The sequence below is a fragment of the Companilactobacillus furfuricola genome, from assembly GCF_003946325.1.
Taxonomy (GTDB): Bacteria; Bacillota; Bacilli; order Lactobacillales; family Lactobacillaceae; genus Companilactobacillus; species Companilactobacillus furfuricola.
On the sequence record NZ_RHNT01000050.1, the window covers coordinates 1 to 16,218 of the forward strand.

The 16,218-nt window shown below is 39.4% G+C and carries 14 protein-coding genes and 3 tRNA genes; 1 reads left to right on the forward strand and 16 read right to left on the reverse strand.

Annotated features, from left to right (window positions below):
* Positions 1 to 343: 343 nt before the first annotated feature.
* The 9 genes from EKM78_RS10265 to EKM78_RS10305 form a co-directional block, all read right to left on the reverse strand.
* Positions 344 to 429 (reverse strand) — tRNA-Leu (locus tag EKM78_RS10265).
* 85 nt (positions 430 to 514) lie between these two features.
* Positions 515 to 979 (reverse strand): SprT family protein, encoded by a 465-nt coding sequence (locus tag EKM78_RS10270; RefSeq protein ID WP_125771950.1) that lies wholly within the window; start codon positions 977 to 979, stop codon positions 515 to 517.
* A gap of 1 nt (position 980) precedes the next feature.
* On the reverse strand, positions 981 to 1,415 hold the full coding sequence (locus EKM78_RS10275) for a hypothetical protein (protein WP_125771952.1): 435 nt from the start codon (positions 1,413 to 1,415) through the stop codon (positions 981 to 983).
* 3 nt (positions 1,416 to 1,418) lie between these two features.
* Positions 1,419 to 2,402 carry a glycosyltransferase family 2 protein gene (locus EKM78_RS10280; RefSeq protein ID WP_125771954.1) on the reverse strand — a complete coding sequence of 328 codons (984 nt, stop codon included), beginning with the start codon at positions 2,400 to 2,402 and terminating at the stop codon, positions 1,419 to 1,421.
* Entirely contained in the window at positions 2,386 to 3,849 is a 1,464-nt protein-coding gene (locus EKM78_RS10285; protein ID WP_125771956.1) for a hypothetical protein, read from the reverse strand. The genes EKM78_RS10280 and EKM78_RS10285 overlap by 17 nt, the downstream gene beginning before the upstream one ends.
* A gap of 23 nt (positions 3,850 to 3,872) precedes the next feature.
* Positions 3,873 to 5,045 carry an aminotransferase class I/II-fold pyridoxal phosphate-dependent enzyme gene (locus tag EKM78_RS10290; protein ID WP_125771958.1) on the reverse strand — a complete coding sequence of 391 codons (1,173 nt, stop codon included), beginning with the start codon at positions 5,043 to 5,045 and terminating at the stop codon, positions 3,873 to 3,875.
* Between the two features lie 92 nt (positions 5,046 to 5,137).
* A complete protein-coding gene (nadE, locus tag EKM78_RS10295; RefSeq protein ID WP_125771960.1) occupies positions 5,138 to 5,962 on the reverse strand; it encodes an ammonia-dependent NAD(+) synthetase in 825 nt (274 codons plus the stop codon).
* The gene (locus EKM78_RS10300; protein ID WP_125771974.1) at positions 5,962 to 7,437 is read right to left on the reverse strand and encodes a nicotinate phosphoribosyltransferase; all 1,476 of its coding nucleotides are present in this window, start codon (positions 7,435 to 7,437) and stop codon (positions 5,962 to 5,964) included. Before EKM78_RS10300 ends, nadE begins: the two co-directional genes overlap by 1 nt.
* A gap of 51 nt (positions 7,438 to 7,488) precedes the next feature.
* Positions 7,489 to 8,562 carry a glycosyltransferase gene (locus tag EKM78_RS10305; protein ID WP_125771962.1) on the reverse strand — a complete coding sequence of 358 codons (1,074 nt, stop codon included), beginning with the start codon at positions 8,560 to 8,562 and terminating at the stop codon, positions 7,489 to 7,491.
* A 57-nt stretch (positions 8,563 to 8,619) separates the two neighbouring features.
* On the opposite strand from EKM78_RS10305, the gene EKM78_RS10310 reads away from it, so the two are divergent.
* Complete coding sequence (locus EKM78_RS10310; protein ID WP_125771964.1) at positions 8,620 to 9,357, forward strand: WecB/TagA/CpsF family glycosyltransferase; 738 nt, start codon at positions 8,620 to 8,622, stop codon at positions 9,355 to 9,357.
* Between the two features lie 154 nt (positions 9,358 to 9,511).
* Here the strand turns inward: EKM78_RS10310 and EKM78_RS10315 are convergent, their stop codons facing one another.
* From EKM78_RS10315 to EKM78_RS10340, 7 genes are all read right to left on the reverse strand, one after another.
* Positions 9,512 to 10,993 (reverse strand): hypothetical protein, encoded by a 1,482-nt coding sequence (locus EKM78_RS10315; protein ID WP_125771966.1) that lies wholly within the window; start codon positions 10,991 to 10,993, stop codon positions 9,512 to 9,514.
* Positions 10,994 to 11,614: 621 nt separating this feature from the next.
* The gene (locus tag EKM78_RS12790) at positions 11,615 to 11,809 is read right to left on the reverse strand and encodes a hypothetical protein (RefSeq protein WP_164507306.1); all 195 of its coding nucleotides are present in this window, start codon (positions 11,807 to 11,809) and stop codon (positions 11,615 to 11,617) included.
* A 93-nt stretch (positions 11,810 to 11,902) separates the two neighbouring features.
* Entirely contained in the window at positions 11,903 to 13,297 is a 1,395-nt protein-coding gene (locus EKM78_RS10320; protein WP_125771968.1) for an O-antigen ligase family protein, read from the reverse strand.
* A gap of 77 nt (positions 13,298 to 13,374) precedes the next feature.
* Positions 13,375 to 14,076, reverse strand: a complete 702-nt coding sequence (locus EKM78_RS10325; RefSeq protein WP_125771970.1) for a GntR family transcriptional regulator — start codon at positions 14,074 to 14,076, stop codon at positions 13,375 to 13,377.
* Between the two features lie 108 nt (positions 14,077 to 14,184).
* Positions 14,185 to 14,256: transfer RNA gene (locus EKM78_RS10330), tRNA-Gln, on the reverse strand.
* Positions 14,257 to 14,261: 5 nt separating this feature from the next.
* A tRNA-Tyr gene (locus tag EKM78_RS10335) sits at positions 14,262 to 14,344 on the reverse strand.
* Between the two features lie 150 nt (positions 14,345 to 14,494).
* A complete protein-coding gene (locus tag EKM78_RS10340) occupies positions 14,495 to 15,712 on the reverse strand; it encodes an ArgE/DapE family deacylase (protein ID WP_125771972.1) in 1,218 nt (405 codons plus the stop codon).
* Between the last annotated feature and the right edge of the window lie 506 nt (positions 15,713 to 16,218).

Below are 16,218 nucleotides of genomic sequence, written 5' to 3' on the forward strand. Positions count from 1 at the left end.
GACCTTAGCGAAATGGCCAGTTTCCTCTACGGCATCAAGTGCCAATTTCACTTACGGCGTACATCTCACATTCACCTTATCAAAAAAAGGTGAGTAAATTAATTCTCCGTCAAGAATTAACTTACTCACCTATCTTAACCTGTTTCCTCTTGGCGACGAAGGAGCTTAGTGGAAGACTCGTATTTGAGATCGTCGAAGCGCCCTTCTTCGAGGAGCTCAAATCGACGTCCACACCGTTCCACAGCGATATTTCCGGAACCCCCGCAGAACCGGCAATCAACCTCCAACAAAAAAACCTAGACGTCAAAAATATTGACATCCAGGTTATGTAAAAATATCCATATGCGGGTAAGAAGATTCGAACTTCCACGGAGATAATTCTCCACAAGATCCTTAGTCTTGCGCGTCTGCCAATTCCGCCATACCCGCAACAAACAAGATATATTTTACACAAACAGAAAACGATTATCAAGAACTAAATTAATTTTTTTGTGATAAACATGAAAATCGTTCCCTATTTAGTCAATTTCAGATCCTTTACGAATTTCAGTTTACCGCGGCACTTGCCACAAACATAGCGCCTAGTATCAAGCTTACGGACCCGTTGATAAATCCGTCCACATTTACTGCACTGATAAACATGAATTATTTTATGACTCTGCCGTTTTAAACTCGGTGCAAAACGCAGGCCACCGACTTGTTTTAACAGTATTTTGAACTGACGATCACGATGTTGTGAAGGCAATCCCGCATTGTATAAATGATAATGGCACAACTCATGCTTAATAACGCCGATCAACGTCTCCATTCCAAAAACTTCTAGCATTTTGGGATTAATATCGATATGATGATCCCTTAAATGAAATCTACCACCAGTAGTCTTTAAACGAGGATTGAAATTAGCGTGATGAATAAAAGGTTTCCCAAAATATTCTTGGGAAACCTTTTTGATTAGTTGCGTTAGTTGCTCGTCGGTCATTTTAGCCTAGCTGAGTCAACTTTTGCATTAGTTTTGAAAATTTATCCATGTTCTCGTCTTGGATCTTCTCAGCATCGTCGAATTTTTGACGGTCGATCGTTTGATCTTCTTTGATACTGTCAGACATCATTTGGCAACCGTCAACGTATTTATTGAAAGTAGAAACTAGTGACAAGTGTGTTCCCATCAAACGTGCTGGTGCCTTAGCTTTTTTCAATTGAGCTGCGAGTTTTTGATAATCGTCAGTACCCTTTTCAAAATCATGCATGTAACGCTTGTATCTGATCGGATCAACTTTGTTAACTTGATCGCGGTCCAAAGCCTTACGTAAAATTTCAAATTCTGGATTTAAAAGATCTTGATTTTCTTCAATTGTCGAAACTACTTTACTAATAACTTGCGAATATTGAACCGCTCTTCTTTGTGCTGGATTCATAACTTACCTCGTTTTATTTTCTTTTAAAGTTTTTTCCGTATAAATGTCGCGTTCGATCGTGAAACGTGGACGATGCTTGACTTCGCTAAAGATCTTACCAACGTATTCGCCGATAACGCTAATACAAATTAATTGTACACCGCCTAGAGCCCAAATTGAAATCATCATCGATGACCAACCAGTAACAACATTGCCATGGATCTTTTGCACGATCGTATAGATCAACAATGCAATGCTGACAAGCACAATCAAAAAACCAAGTCCCATGATCATTTTGATCGGAACGATTGAAAACGAAGTGATCCCATTAATGGCTAAACGCAGCATCTTCCGCAACGGGTATTTCGATGTGCCGGCAAATCTTTCTTTACGGGCATAGTAGACCTTAGCCGATTTAAATCCGACCATTGGTACGATTCCACGTAGAAACAAGTTAGTCTCCTTATAGCTGAGCAAGACTTCACAGGCACGCTTGCTCATCAGACGAAAATCTGCGGAATCGGGCACTAATTTAACTCCTAAGATTTCCATGAATTTATAGAACGATTCAGCCGTATTTCGTTTAAAAGCACTATCGGTGTCACGATTATTGCGGACTCCGTAGACGACTTCTGCTCCATCGATAAACTCGTCGACCATTTTAATAATTGCATTCACATCATCTTGCAAATCAGCATCGATCGTTACGACCGCATCGCAAGATTTAGAGGCACTAGTAACACCAGCGAGCAGTGCCCCTTGATGTCCAAAGTTACGGCTCAACTTCACACCGGAAACAAAATTATTCGACTGAGAATAACCATCGATCATTTCCCAAGTCTTATCTTTACTGCCGTCATCAACGAAAATGATCTTGCTGTCATTAGTTATCTTCTGAGTATTTACTAATTGTTCGATGATCTCGGTTAATTCTTTGGTAGTTTCAGGAAGAACTTCTTCTTCATTATAGCAAGGAACTACGATCCCTAACTTAAACGCTTCTGTCATTTCTGCCACTCCATTTTGACTTGATCCAACTACAGATCGAATATAATCCGACGCTACCAATGACCGATAGTATTGGGATAAATTCGATCCGGTATCGTCCTTGTACCTCAATTAACAATTGTACTATTACATAAGCCATAAGTGGCAATAACAGCAGAAATATTCCATTATTAAAGTTAAATTTAAACAATCGCAATGAACCGATGAAGGAAAAGATGATCAAAATGATCGAGCCGACATATCCTAAATACGTGACCCACTTAACGGTATTTGCTGAATGGTTAACATTGATGCTAGTGAAGCTAATGGAATTAGATTCTTTAGCCCATAAAATGGCATTTTTCTGCCAAAAAAGCTTGATCCAGCGATTATCCTTTTTAATATTATCGATATTTTCTCTGATCACTTGATGTTCTTGCTTACTCATTTTGGCGCGGCTATCATGCAAATCAAATTGGTTAACCAGCGCCTGGTCGTATTGACCATAATTTCGTTCTGAGAGTCCGATAACAAACTTCCATTCAGAGTCGCGATTGCTCAATCCGTAAGCGTTAAATCCGCTAGACTTCACTAGAGCACTGGCACTATTAAAAATCAGCAAATATAAACCGATCACGATCGCTAATTTTCCTAATGCAGACCAATGGAATTTGTTTTGTTTCAATAACATATAAAAGATAATAAATACGATAATACCCGCAATTATAACCGGTCCAATTGGCCGAATGATCGCACCAAGCGCTAACGTTATACCAGCTAAAATATAAGTCCAATACTTATCTTGTAGGATCAAATAAAATGTCAGTAAAAATAACATCGATCCTAAATACTGGTTATCAGCCTGACTATTCAAGGCAAACCAATCAAGATTGATCATCAATAACAAGACTGACAAACGTGCCATTTTAATGTTGTCAAAAATTTTGACGACTAATTGATAAGTTAACAACAAGATCACTACTTGATAAATCACGTTTAAATACTGAATCGCTGCAATGTGCCATCCAAAAATTTTAACGATCGCCATCACATAAAGCAAAAAACCGCTTTGGTAAGACCATTTGGCAAAATAATCATTATCGAAAGCATAAATAGCTTTGCCATCAAGTGCTTTCGGTGCTGTAAACCAAAATTTATGAAAATCGCTGACTTGCTCTGGCGGTAAGGAATTGATCCAAAAAATCGCCATTATTGCAAATATCGCTAGCAATGTGATCAATACCATTGCATTCAATTTGACATCTTCAGTGCTGATCCGTGTCAAAAAATAGCCGATCATTAAAACCATCAAAAAAGCAATAACCAAGAGTGCAACATTTTTGACCGTATCAACCGCAAGGTAATGATCAAAATAATTTTGCCACATTTGGATAAAAACGACTGATGTATAAATCGCTACACATACTAAAATGATCCAGCTGATCACTTTTTGAAACTTGCTTATCATAGTATCTCCTCAATAAATGTTCTTTAAACTGAATGGTCGACTAGGTATTGTTCCAATTTAGCCAAACCAGCTTCGATCTGTTCTTGGCTAGCAGCATAACTCAATCGTAAGTAACCTGATCCACCTATTCCAAAAAAGCTTCCCGGTAGGATCGCTAGGTCATATTGGTCCAAAAGCTCGTGAGCAAATTCAACATCGTTTTGATTGAATATTTCTGGTATCTTGGCAAATAAATAAAATGCTCCATCAGGAAATGGACACTCAAATCCTAGTTTGGTCAAGCCAGCATACAAAATATCACGCCTTTTTTGATAGGATTTCCTCATTTCGATCGGATCGTCCATCCCATTTTCATAAGCTTCGATCGCTGCTGCTTGGGAAATAGTCGTCACTGATGTTGTAGCCAACTCATGGATCTTATTTATTTGTGAAATAACATTTGCGGGACCGCAGCAAAGACCAATCCGCCAGCCGGTCATCGCATGCGATTTGGATAATCCATTCAAAGTGATTGTTTGCTCAGGTAGAAGCTTAGCAAAGGCAAAGTGCTTCGTCCCATAAGTGAGCTCACTATAAATTTCATCGCTGATGACAAAGACGCTATATTTTTTCAAAACAGCGGCCAGCTTTTCCAGTTCTTTTTTATTATAAGTTACTCCAGTCGGATTATTTGGATAATTAAACAAAAATACTTTGATTTGTGGGTGTGTGCTCAAAATTTCGTCTAAAATTTGCGGATCAACTTTAAAATTTGTTGTAGAGGTATCTAGATAAAGTGGCTTGGAATGGTCGAAATTGACATCTGGTCCATAAATCGTAAAACAAGGCGATGGGATCAAGACTTCATCCCCTTCATCAAGTAAAGCATTCAAAGTTGAAAAAACACCTTCGGTCACACCTAAAGTAGTGATCATTTCAGTCTCCGGATCAAAGTGCAAGTCATATTTTTGGGCAAAATATTTTGAAGCAGCTTGGAGCAACTTGTGATCTCCTTCGGGAACTGTATAACGGGTATTATCGTCAATTATCGCTTTAATCGCCGCCATTTTGATATGATCAGGAGTATTAAAACTAGGCTCCCCTACAGTCATATTAATAACGTGATCTTTGGCTTTAGCAATAGCATTAAATTTAAAAATCTCTTGTTGTTTAATAGCAACTACTTGAGGGTTCATTAATTGAATAGTTTCGTTCATAGTTGGCACCTCTTTCTTATGAAATATTTTATCATTTGTCTATAAATAAAAAAAAAGAACATTCGAAAATTCGAATGTTCTAACGTGGGATATTAATCTTGTTCATCAAATACTGTGTAAGGTTGTCTCCGTTTATGGGCAGTTCTCTTGAACCAGCCTTCGATCGTTTCCGCAGCCTCATCAGGGACATCTTTACCCTCAAGGTAGTCGTCAATATATTTGTAAGACACGCCTAAGGCTTTTTCATCAGGCAAACTTGGTCGATCTTCTTCTAGATCAGCAGTAGGAGTTTTCTCATAAAGATTGACAGGTGCCTTTAGATGTTGCAGCATTTGTCGACCTTGACGCTTGTCTAATCTAAACAGTGGCGTAACATCAGCAGCGCCATCACCATACTTAGTATAAAAACCAGTGATGTTTTCGGCGGCATGATCAGTTCCAACTACTACACCAGCATTTTCTCCAGCGATAGCATACTGAGCGATCATTCGAGCACGAGCTTTGATATTTCCTTTGTTGAAATCAGAGATCTCAAGTCCGTTGATCTCAATAGCATTGACCATTTCATCAACACTTTTCTTAATGTTAACGCGCACGACTTGATCGGCTCCCATCCATTCGATAGCTTGCATGCAGTCAGACTCGTCAGCTTGCTCACCGTACGGCAAACGAACGGCGACGAATTGATAATCAGGATCTCCTGTCTCTTTACGAAGTTCCGTCATCGCTATTTCAGACAGCATCCCGGCCAAAGTTGAATCTTGCCCGCCAGAAATACCAAGCACTAAAGTCTTTAAACCTGGATGATCTAATAAATATTTCTTCAAAAAATCGACTGAACGTCTGATCTCTTGTTCAGGGTCGATCTGTGGTTGTGTTCTTTCAAACTCAATAATCTTCTTCTGTAATTCTCTCACTAATTGTCACCAACTTTAATATTGTTAACATCGTTTCTGACTTTTTCAATGTACTTCATCCGGTGGCTATAAAGCTTAGATGATAAGTCGACTGGATAAATTTGTGGGTTCAGCAAACGCTTATACTCATCCCAAAGGGAGTCTAAATTATCAGCGCAATAATTTCTGATCTCTTGTACGGATGGTAAGTCATAGACTAATTTACCATCACGGTAAATATCGACTAGTAATGGCTTAGCATCGAAGTTTTCAACTGTTTTATTAATGTATGTGTATTGTGGGTGGAACATGTATAGCGAGCTGTGTTTACGAGGATCTTCGTCAAATAAGGAAACGTAATCACCCTCTGATTTGTCGTTCTTATCTTTATTAGTGATCCGCCAAACTTGTTTCTTACCAGGTGTTGAGATCTTGGCAGCATTACTTGATAACTTCAAAGTATCCATCATGTTGCCTTTTTTATCTTCGATGCTGACTAGTTTGTAGACAGCACCTAAAGCAGGTTGATCAAAAGCGGTAATATTCTTCGTACCGATTCCCCAAACATCGATCTTGGCATCTTGCATCTTCAAGTTAAGGACAGTCTTCTCATCCAGATCATTTGAAGCATAGATCTTGGCGTCTTTAAAACCAGCTTCATCAAGTTGTTCACGAACACGCTTAGAAATATAAGCCATATCACCAGAGTCGATCCGAACACCTTGGAAATTGATCTTATCGCCCATTTCCTTAGCGACCCTAATAGCACTAGGAACCCCACTCTTCAAGGTATCGTATGTATCAACTAAGAAAACGCAATTCTTATGTGTCTGAGCATAGGCCATAAAGGCATCATATTCATTTTGATAAGCTTGAACTAAGGCGTGAGCATGGGTTCCGGAAATTGGGATACCAAACATTTTACCGGCTAACACATTACTTGTGGCATCAAAGCCACCAATATATGATGCACGGCTACCCCAAATAGCGGCGTCAATTTCTTGGGCACGTCTTGACCCAAACTCAAGTACCGGATTATCGCCACAAACTGTCTTGATCCGAGCAGCTTTAGTAGCGATCAAAGTTTGAAAATTAATAATATTCAAAATAGCAGTTTCGATCAATGTTGCTTGAGCTAGTGGACCTTCTACTTGGAAGATCGGTTCTTCATTGAACACAAGATCTCCTTCTCGTGCTGAACGAATCGTACAACTGAAAGTGAAATCCTTGAGCCAACGCAAAAATTCTTCGTCAAATTCCCCATATTCACGTAAGTAATCAATGTCGTCATCGGAAAACTTCAAAGCTTTCAAGTAATCGACCACATGTTCCAACCCTGCAAAAATTGCATAACCGTTATCAAATGGCAATTTTCTAAAGTAGCATTCAAACACTGTCCGACGATTGTGGATTCCCTTCTTCCAGTATGTATACATCATATTTAATTCATAATAATCCGTATGTAAAGTAAGATCACGATCCAAATTTTGAGTCATCATTTCTCCCTTATTTTTGGTAATTTTTTTCATTTTACCACTTTACTTTGACTAAGCCTTTAAAACTGTCTCATATCCCCTATTTACAGCTTCAGCTAGTCTTTCAATTGAATAATTTTCTTTTGTTTCCTGGTACAATTCCATACCTTTTGGATCCAGTTCATCTGCTTGGTAAGCTTGATGAGCCTCATTCAACGCTGTCACTAATTGCGACAAATTATTTGGTTCCACTAACCAACCAGTTTTATCATTAATGACTTTGTCGGTAGCACCGACGTTGGTTGCGATAACAGGTCGACCATGTAAAGCCGATTCTAAGTATACCGTAGGTAAACTCTCCGAATTCGATGTCAAAACTGAAACATCGCATTCATCGTAGTAATCGCCGGTATTCTCGTGAAAGCCTACGAACTTGACCTTATCGTGAAGTCTCAAGGTATTGGCTCTTTGCTTCAACTGTGACATTAAAGGACCGTCACCGACAAAGACCATCCGAAAGTCAAAATCGACTTTGGACAAAGCATTGAGCATCAATTCATGGTTCTTCACTTCAACCAAACGAGCGACCATTAACAAACTAAATTGCTTCTGGCGTCTCGGCTCCGGGATAGCTTGCTTGAAATCGATAGCGTTGAAAACTTCGCACAGCTTTCGCTTAGGAATACGGAGCGAATCAAAATAACTGACCAAACTAGGATTCATATAAAAAATAAAATCAGCTTGCTTCAAAGCTCGCACATTCAATTTCAAAAAAACTTTTCCCTTCAAGCCTGAAAAGTCGATCCGAGGATCTGAATGGACCGTCGTCACCCAAGTGGCATCGATCCGATTTCTGATCAAAGACAAGATAAAATTAGCTCTTGGTCCATGAGTATGGACGATATCGATCTGGTGGCTATTAATGTAAGACACCAAAGGAGTCAAAATAGACAGATCGATCTGACGTCTTTGTGGCATGACAACAACGTTCAAGCCATTGTCCCGCGCCATTCGTGCCACCGGACCTTCTTCAAAAGTCATCAAAGTAGCATCTGTATCAGTCGTCTCCTGACCTTTCATCAAATTAATGATGTAGGTTCTAGCGCCTCCATCTTCATTTCCAGCATTAATGTGTAAGACCCGCATATTGCACCTCTCAAAAGTATCGTTCTCATGTATAATATTATCGTAAAGGAGATATGTATGCACAAAAATAGAATAAATATTTTGGGAACAGAATTTGACAACTTCACCGCAAAGCAATTTCACGATTTGATCGACAGCGATTTGGACAACCACCAAAACAAGTTCATAGTAACACCAAATCCAGAAATAGTTTTATCGGCTAGGGAAAATACCCGTTTTTCAAATATCATCAATAATGCTGACTATGTCATCCCAGACGGCATCGGCATCATTAAAGGTGCAAACATGCTCGGAACTCCAATGCACGAACGCATCACTGGCTTTGACACCTTAATGTATTTGATCAAAACAGCTAACAGCAAGAGTTTAAAACTCTACATGTTGGGAGCAAAGCCAGAAGTTATCAAAGCCTCAGCTGACAGAATAAAAAACGAATTCAAAAATATCGATCTAGTCGGCTATCATGACGGTTACTTTAAAGATGAAGCTGAAATAGCTCACCAAATCGAAGAAAAACAACCAAATATCGTCCTAGTGGCTCTAGGTTCACCTAAACAAGAATATTTCATTAATAAATACCGCAATAATACAGATGCTATTTGGATCGGCGTTGGCGGCAGTTTTGACGTCTTCTCGGGAACGAAAAAAAGAGCACCCAAATTAGTCCAAAAACTCAGCCTCGAGTGGTTTTACCGTCTGATCAAAGAACCAACGAGGATCGGTCGAATGATGGCCATTCCCAAATATTTACATTTAATCAAAAAAACACAAAAGAAAAACATCATCAAGAAATAATCAAAAAGCTTCCGAACGGGATCAAACCCTGAACGGAAGCTTTTTTGCGTGATCCAAAAAAATCCGCAAATGATCAACATCAATTGCGGATAACTTCCTATCACATGAAAAATACCTAAGAATTACAATTTTGAGAAAAAATTAGTATTGAGAATTACCCAAAGTTAACCCCCGATCCATTCTTGATCCACTCATCCGTAGAAACACAGTAGTAAGTGTTACCTTCTTTATCAGTAGCTTGCTTATCTGTGAGCCATGCTGTATCGCCAGCTAAGCCACGAGTAGCAGCTTTTCCATCAGTTGTGAACAATGAATACACAAAGCCAGCTGGGCCGTCTAAACTAACCTTAGAACCTGCTGGAAGGTCAGTAATATTAGTTAAGCCAGATGAATCGCCAGTATCAACATCAGTGTCCTTATCAGCATAAGAAACATCAGCAGCCTTCACCCACTCATTAGTTGAAACACGATACATCACTTCACCAGTATTATTATTGACCCGTTTCGTATCGGTATACCAATCGGAACCTTGTGCCAAGGCACGACCGACCACTTTATTACCCTTGCCATCGTACAAGTGAGTAACAATATTATTGTCGCTCATATCCTTGATCGGAGTAGTAACCACACCGTTCACGTCAGAATCAGACCAATTATCCAGACCAACATTGATCACACGAGTCAAAGTCAATGTATTACCGATCTTGTCCCAAACCTTCGATAACAAACCACCACTGTAAGTTTCGCCATTAATCGTAATTTGATCCAAGTCATTGAACAAATCGTTATATTCGTTACGGTTAAACTTAATCGTCATCTTCTGAACAACAGTCCCAGCCTTAGGCAACGTAGAAGCATTAATAATCGTAGCTAAGTCTAAACCGTTATAAAAAGTCGAAGTAACATTTTGAGGATCAACCTTATTACCTAAATTATCTTTGATCGAAATTGGATATTTACCAGTAGTCCCAAAATCCGATTTATTTTGACCAACATAGCCATCGACCGGAGTTTCAAAATTAATATTCATAGCATGGATCTCTTGTTGAGCCACCTCAGTCTTAGCATAAACCGTCTTATCTAACGGCTTACCATTAAGTTCCACCGGCTCAAAATATTTAACCAGCTGTTGGTTAGACCATAAAGTATGATCCTTAATCGTCGACATCGGCAAACCAACGATCCGATAATTAACCGAACCACCGTGTTGTCCAGCAGCCAGCATATCATCACGCCATTCCGAGATCGATTGCCCATCAGCAGGAACCACCACGAACACAATAGTATTAAGCAAAGCCACAACATCCAAATCATTGATCATCGATTGATATTGCGGATGCAAAGGTCTTAAAATACCATTCAACAATTCCGCCGAATAAGTATAACGATTACTAGGATTCAAAAACGCAAATCCAGCACCGTAAACAAAATCAGCCTGAGTGGCATTATTGTAGTTTTTAAAAGTTGCATCAAAAGTGTTGTAAGCATCTTCTTGAGTAGCCTTGCTATAACTAGCATCGGCCTTCTGTTCGGCAGTAGGAACCACCGAAGAAGCATTAAAGATTGGTGCTGCAACAGGTGCGACAGCTATTAAGGTAGCGGCGGCAAGCCCTGAATACTTGAGAGATTTTTTCATGTCGTCTCCTCCTCTAGTTGTACTAACTTTTGTTTCCAGAAATAATTTAGCATGTAGGCAATCAAATATCAAGTGATTTATTAATGATGATGATTAGATTTTTATTATGAACAAGCTATAAATACGATTAAATCAGTAAAAGCGCATACATAAAAAAATCAAAAAAGTTGCAAACTAATTCAAAAAAACGAGCGAGTGTGTAAGCGAAGCAAGCACAAGAGCCAGAAACAAATAAATAGAGAAAAAAAGAAAGCACCAGAACCAGTCAAGAGTGCAAGGAACGAGCACGCGAGCAAGAAGCGAAAGTCAGAGAACAAAAAATATACCTGCTCTTATATAACTAACAAATCAATAAAGACAACAACAGCAATGTAAGTCAGGAAACAAAATGAGCGGAGCAAGGTCCCGCGAACCGAGAAAGAGATCATTGATTCAAACAGAGAAAGGACCACAACAAAACAAGGAAGCACCTACTCCCACCAGAATAGATAAAACCTGAGATAGACATGTGAGAAATAGGACGCGCAAAAAGTGCCAATTTGCACAAAATAAATCGGTAAATCTCAACCAAAGGGGGGATTAATGTCTCTATCTAGACGGAGGGGCCCGGGGATACAGCCCTCAGTGGTGAAATTTCTCTTGGCGACGAAGGAGCTTAGAGAAAGGTGCAGTTTTGAAACAAGCGAGCGCACTTTGCTCGATTGGTTCAAAATGTGCCCACCACGTTCCAGTGGCTGTATCCCCGGGCCCCGGAGTCGGCATTGAACGTAGCAACCAAACTACTACCTCTACCCCAAACACCAAACAAACTAACAAAACGCGCCCCAAGCAAAACTCCTCTGTCTGCCATAGCTCTCTTACATCTATATAAAAAAAGACCGCTGTCCCAAAGACAACGGTCAAACAAAACTATTCAATAACATCCAATTCAACAGGATCTTTCTTATTCTTATAAAACAACCGAGCATTATACATAGCAAAAGCCAACGAAGTAACAAAGTAAATACTTACAGAAGGCGCCTCAATAACATGCCCAGTAAGCAGTGCCATCCCAAAACCTAACAGCACACTAGAAACCAACATAGCCCATTTAAACGACCACATCGATCCAAAATGCCTAAAGAACAACACAAGCAAGTAAACAAAACTAACAATCAAAGGCAACATAAACACAATAGATCCTAAAATACCAAACTGGAAGACAATATCAACATAGTCCATCTCGACCAGTTTAGCTTTCTTAACCTTCTTAAAATCAGTAGCATACCCCATACCAAACACCTTCTGTGCAGGAGTGGCCTTACTGAAATTATCAGCAGCATTTTCAAAGTAAATAGTCCTACCACTGAAAATGTAAGAAACATACTTATTAGTTTGAACATACTTCTTCTGGTCCTTATTAAGACCCTTCTTAGTCTTAGCACGTTCCTTCTTGTAATAGATCATCTCTTCGTGAAGTTGCGAAGTTTTAGCAACAGCCATCATCGGATAAGCAACACCGATCCCGACCAACGTCGCGATCAGCAAAACGATCATACCGTTCAGATGCTTAATACTACCTTGATGACGGATCCGTTGAACAAATGCGGCGATCAGTGCCATCGCCGTACCAAAGATAACCGCCAAAAAAGCACCCTTAGTACCGATCAACAATGCTGAATAAATCGCAATGATCACCGTGATCCAGTAATACCATCTCTTAGCCTTAGAAAGGCGATCAGTAGCGTACCAAACCAAAATTGGGAATGAGATCGAAACGATCGCACTCAATTCATTAGCAGCAAAGAACCAGCCACTTTCGCCTAGTTTGTAGTATGAATAAGAACTAAAACTAGTATTAGTAAAGTGAGCAATGATCATAACTAATGAAATGATATTAACTGCGTAAAAAACAACTTTTGGAAAATACTTGTTGAGAATGCCATCTCGATGCAATTCTTCAAAAGCATAAAAGTAACCAAAGAACATGATCGGATAGTATAAACTCTTGGCCAAAGTAGTCAATTCCAAGCTAGGAACAAATAATGTCTTTTGTTTGTAGTTAATAAACATACTTATAGCAGACATTAATCCTAAAATCACAAAATAACCGATCACTAGGAAGCCTTTTTTATTATTTCGGTTGAGTAACAAATACATTAGCAAAAAAACTACCGTAACAGCCATTACTAACATTCTGACTAAAACACCAAACGTTACATCGATATGTGCCTTAGTCATTACCCCGGTAATAGCATCTAACACCGGTTGAAATACGATATAGATCATCAAAAAGATGCTATATCTCCTAATAAAACTTTGCATAAAATACTCCCAAGAAAATATTTAAAAAATAGATAAATTAATGATAACTCATATTTGACTATATTTTTAAAAAATAACTATCTTTCTAGATAAAATTCAAATCTGTCGCCAACATATTGCGAACGAACGTATTCGAATGGCAATCCATCGTCCAGCGTTGTCACTTGACGCAATCTCAAAATAGCTGAACCACGTTTGACGCTCAACAAAGTAGCGATGCGTTCTGATGCTAACATAGCAGAAACAGTTTGACTAGCCTTCCCCAGTTTGAGGCCAGCCTTTTCTTCTAGCGCCTTGTATAATGACGATGTAATATCTTGTTTGTCGAGATTTTCGACGATACTACTTGGGATCGTAGCCACTTCAAAACAAATAGGTTGGTTATCAGCATATCTGATCCGTTCCATTCGTAAAACTTCATCGCCATCATGAAGCTGCAGCTTCTCCATCTCGCTTAATGAAGGGTCAGCCAGGTGGTAAGACACGGTCTTACTGGATGGATGCTTACCTTGGCTCTCAGTGATCTCTGTAAAACTAGTCGTCCCAGACATTTTCTCTTGGACCTTGCTACTAGCTACGTATGTCCCGGAACCGACTTGACGTTGTAAGATGCCCTCATCAACAAGAGTTTGGATGGCTTGGCGAAGTGTCATTCTACTTACGTCAAATTCATCAGCCAATTTTCTCTCAGAAGGGATCCGAGCGCCTACTGCCCACTTACCTTCTTCGATTTCTTTCTTGATACGATTATGAATTTGAATATAAACAGGAACCTTCATTTTCGCCCTCCATTTCAAATCTTTAAAGAGACAACTGCACTTAAATTATACAGTATAACTTACAAATTTAGAAAAAAAAGGACCGATATTATCGGTCCTTTTTTGTAATTGGGTTAGCTGGATTCGAACCAGCGCATGACAGGATCAAAACCTGTTGCCTTACCGCTTGGCTATAACCCAATAAATGGAGGGGAGTGGATTCGAACCACCGAACCCGAAGGAGCGGATTTACAGTCCGCCGCGTTTAGCCAGACTTCGCTACCCCTCCGACATCTCATCTTTCGACTTAAAATATATTACCGAAGATTCAGAAAAATTTCAAGTGGTATAGATATAAAAATTTAAAATTTAATGGTACTCAGCAAAAAATCCCGATAACTCGGGATTCACATTCAATACTTTTTAAAAAAATCGCTTATTAATTCTTTTCCAAAAATTGCACAGCTAATTTTTGATATAAGTCGATAAAATCAAAATACATTTGTTTAGCTAAATATTCATTAGGAGCATGTTGCGACAAATTACCAGGTCCAGCCACGATAAATGGATAGTCAGCACGCTTATTTTTTACCAAATTAGAAGCATCAGTAATACCAGGACTAACCACGATCAGTAAATCACCCTTTTTAGCCATTTGGAGCGTCTTTTGAATATCCTTGAACAAATCATTCAAGTAGGCAACATCTCCCTTAATATAAGGCTTCATAAGCTCCTGAGCTAATTCAACCAACTGATTGTCTTTCGTAGATGCAACGGGACCTTCATCCATAAACATCTCAAAACTAATATGAGCACCTTGCTGATTATATTTCTCAACCAGTTCACTCAATAAATCCTTAATCTGCTCATTATCAAATTCAGGAACCGTCCGCACATTAACCTCAGCTTCAGCATCATCGGGGATCGAATTAACCTGTGTCCCACCATTAATAGTAGTCACATTAAAAATCAAAGGTCCCATCGAATCCATAGCTTTTTCATGCGAACGAAAAACACCATTAGCTTCAGTCAACAAATTCATCAAAGGATCGATCGCATTAAAACCTAACTGAGGCATCGAACTATGAGCAGCCTTCCCTTTAGAAGAAAACTTAATATCCATCGAACCCTTTTGCGAATAAGCAATATTAAAACCAGTAGGTTCACCAACAACCAGCCCATCAACATCATCCATCAAGCCATCAGCAGCAACCGCAGCAGAACCTTCTTCACCGATCTCCTCACCAAAAGTAAGCAGCAAACGGACAGTCCCAACCTGAGGCAACCCAGCTTCCTTAAGCTCGATCATAGCAATAACAAAAGCCGCAACCCCAGCCTTCATATCAGCAACACCACGACCATACAAAACACCATCAGACTCAGTCAAAGAAAAAGGATCCGACTTCCACAAACCAAGATCTCCAGCATCAACAACATCCAAATGCCCAGTAAATCCCAAAATAGGAGCACCAGAGCCAATTTCAGCCACCAAGTTGCAACGATCACCAGCAACATTCAAAAGCTTAGCTGAAATACCATAACGGTCAAACAAATCAACCAAATAATCCGCCGCCACCTTCTCATGTCCATTAACAGTCTTAAAAGAAATCAAATCCTTCAAAACATCCATCTTCATAGATTCATCAAAAACAGCCATAACAAATGCCTCCTCATAAAAGTTAAAAGATTCACAATTACATTATAACCCCAGAAAAAAATTCGAAAAAAATAAACAGAGAAGAAAACATAAGAACCAGACAAGAGTGTGAGGAACGAGCACGCGAGCAAGAAGCAAAAGCAAAAGAAGAGCAAAAGTATATGATCTTATCAAATCCGCAAAAAAATAAAGCTCACAACAGCAATGTAAGTCAGGAAACAAATATGAGCGGAGCAAAGTCCCGCGAACCGAGCAAAGAGTCAGTAATCTAGAAAGAGAATATATCCTAACAAGCAAAGGAAGCTCCTACTCCCCACCAGAATAGATGGAACCTGAGATAGACATGTGAGAAATAGGACGAGCAAACAGTGCCAATTTGCACAAAATAAATCGGTAAAACAAAAAAAAGGGGGGGATTATGTCACTATTTAGACGGAGGGGCCCGGGGATACAGACCTCAGTGGTGAAATTTCACTTGGCGACGAAGGAGCTTAGTGAAAGGTGCA